The organism is Actinosynnema sp. ALI-1.44, from assembly GCF_001984155.1.
Classification (GTDB): domain Bacteria; phylum Actinomycetota; class Actinomycetes; order Mycobacteriales; family Pseudonocardiaceae; genus Kibdelosporangium.
Genome location: NZ_MTQO01000005.1, coordinates 1 through 2,545, shown reverse-complemented (window position 1 = coordinate 2,545; position 2,545 = coordinate 1). Strand labels below are relative to the sequence as shown.

The 2,545-nt window shown below is 68.5% G+C and carries 1 protein-coding gene; it reads left to right on the top strand.

Annotated elements, in window-relative coordinates:
• Window positions 1-2,545 (top strand): acyltransferase domain-containing protein (locus tag ALI144C_RS00035; protein WP_143230275.1); only part of this gene is annotated, 2,545 nt, incomplete at both ends.

The following is a 2,545-nucleotide window of genomic DNA, read 5'->3' as shown; positions in this document are numbered from 1 at the left end:
GGACTGGGAGTCCGGGAATGTGCGGCTGTTGCAGGACGCGGTCGAGTGGTCTGCGGGTGATCGTCCGCGTCGGGCTGGTGTGTCGGCGTTCGGGGTGAGCGGGACCAACGTCCACGTCATCCTGGAAGAAGCACCCCAGAGCAGCCCGGTCCAGACGATCGAAGCGACGGCGCCCGTGCTCGCGCCACAGGCACCGGCATGGGTGGTGTCTGGTCACAGTGCCGCAGCCCTTGCAGGTCAGGCGGGCCGGTTGCGTGAGTACGTGCTGGCGCGCCCGGACACGTCAGCGAGCGATGTGGCCTGGTCGTTGGCTTCGACGCGGGCGGCTTTGGACCACCGAGCTGTGGTGCTCGGTGCCGAATACGCAGCCGGTCTCGCGGCGGTGGCCACGGGCCAGCCTGCGCAAGGTGTGATCACGGGCTCGGTCGCTCCGAGTGGTGTCGGTCGAACGGTGTTCGTGTTCCCGGGTCAGGGCAGTCAGTGGGTCGGTATGGGCCGTGAACTGGCTGAGACATCGCCGGTGTTCGCGGCGAGGTTGGCTGAGTGTGCGGAGGCTTTGTCGCCGTATGTGGACTGGGAGCTGGATGACGTTCTTGCTGGGCGGCATGGGTTTGAGGCTGCGGATGTGGTGCAGCCTGCGTTGTGGGCGGTGATGGTGTCGCTCGCCGCTGTGTGGGACGCAGCCGGGGTGCGACCAGACGCTGTGGTCGGGCACTCCCAGGGCGAAATCGCAGCCGCGGCCGTTGCGGGGATCTTGTCGCTGGAGGATGCCGCGAAGGTTGTGGCTCTGCGCAGCAAGATGTTGACGGCATTGGCTGGCCGTGGCGGGATGTTGTCGATCGCCGAGCCGGTCGACGGCGTCCGCCAGCGGATCGCTTCGTACGGCGAGCGGTTGTCGATCGCGGCGGTCAACGGGCCGTCGTCGACCGTGGTCTCCGGCGACGCGGACGCGTTGCGAGAGTTGGCCGACTTGTGTGGTGAGTCGCCTCGGGCGCGGATGATCCCGGTGGATTACGCCTCGCACAGCGCACACGTGGACGAACTGCGCGAGGAGATCCTCGAGGTCCTGCAAGGAATTCAGCCACGCGCGGCCCAGGTGCCGATGGTGTCGGCGCTGACCGGGGAGTGGTTGTCGGGCCAGGAGATGGACCCGTCCTACTGGTACTCGTCGCTCCGGGAGACGGTGGAGTTCGACCGTGCCGTGCGGGTTCTGGCCGCGAACGGCTATGGCGTGTTCGTGGAGACGTCACCGCACGCCGTGCTGACCGGCGCCGTCGCCGACGCGACCGAAGACGTCGACGGCACAGTGGTAGTCGGCACGCTGCGCCGTGACGAGGGCGGTGCTGAGCGGCTGCTTGGTTCGTTCGCCGAGGCATACGTCCAGGGTGCTCCGGTGGACTGGTCGGCGGTCCTTGGTAGTGGCTCGGTTGTGGCGCTGCCGACGTACGCGTTCCAGCGGCGGAGGTTCTGGCCGGAGCCACGCGCTGCGAAGAAACCGTCAGTCGACGACTGGCGCTACCGGATCACCTGGCAGCAGGCGGACGGAGGTCTCACGTCTCTCCTGTCCGGTACATGGCTGCTCGTCGGAGACGCCCCGGACGTGTCCGTGGTGGCCGACTCGCTCACCGATCACGGCGCCACAGTGGTCCGGACGACGTTGACCGGTCTCGACGAGGCCGTCGCGGCGGCCGGGGATCTGAGCGGCGTGGTGTCGTTGCTGGCCTTGGACGAGTCGCCTGACGAGGAGTTCCCGTGGGTGCCCCGGGGTAGTGCCGACACGCTTGCGTTGGTCCAGGCGTTGGGCAGGGCCGGGACCACGGCTCCGCTGTGGGTGCTGACCCGAGGCGCGGTCCAGGTCGGTCCGGACGAGGTGACCACAAGCCCCGTCCAGGCTCAGCTGTGGGGTCTGGGCAGGGCTGTCGGTCTGGAGCACCCGGACCGTTGGGGCGGCCTGGTCGACCTCCCGCCTGTGGTGAACGCGGATTCCGGGGCCCGGCTGGCCAGGGTGCTCGCGGACGGTGGTGAGGACCAGGTCGCGGTGCGGTCTTCGGGTGTGTTCCTGCGCAGGCTGGTTCGTGCCGAAGCGCGTCGCGCGGAAGCCGGTCGTTGGTCGCCGCGTGGCACGGTTCTGCTGACTGGTGGTACGGGTTCGATCGGTGTGTGCATCGGTCCTTGGTTGGCTGAGCACGAGACCCAGCGGGTTGTGTTGACGTCGCGTTCTGGTCCGTCCGCGCCGGGTGTGTCCGAGCTCGCCGCGTCGGTTGCGGGTGCGGGGACTGATGTCGAGGTCGTGTCGTGCGATCTCGGGGTGCGCGAGCAGGTGGCGAGCCTGGTCTCGTGGGTGCAGGAGTCCGGGCCGGGCCTGTCGACGGTGTTGCATTCGGCGAACACGCCGTTCCTGGCACGAGTCCAGGACACGGATCGTGAAGGTCTGGCGGCGGCGTTGGGTGCGAAGGCGGCCGGTGCCAGGTACCTGGATGAGGCGACGGCCAGTTTGGCTGTGGACGAGTTCGTGATGTTCTCGTCGATCTCGGCGACGTGGGGC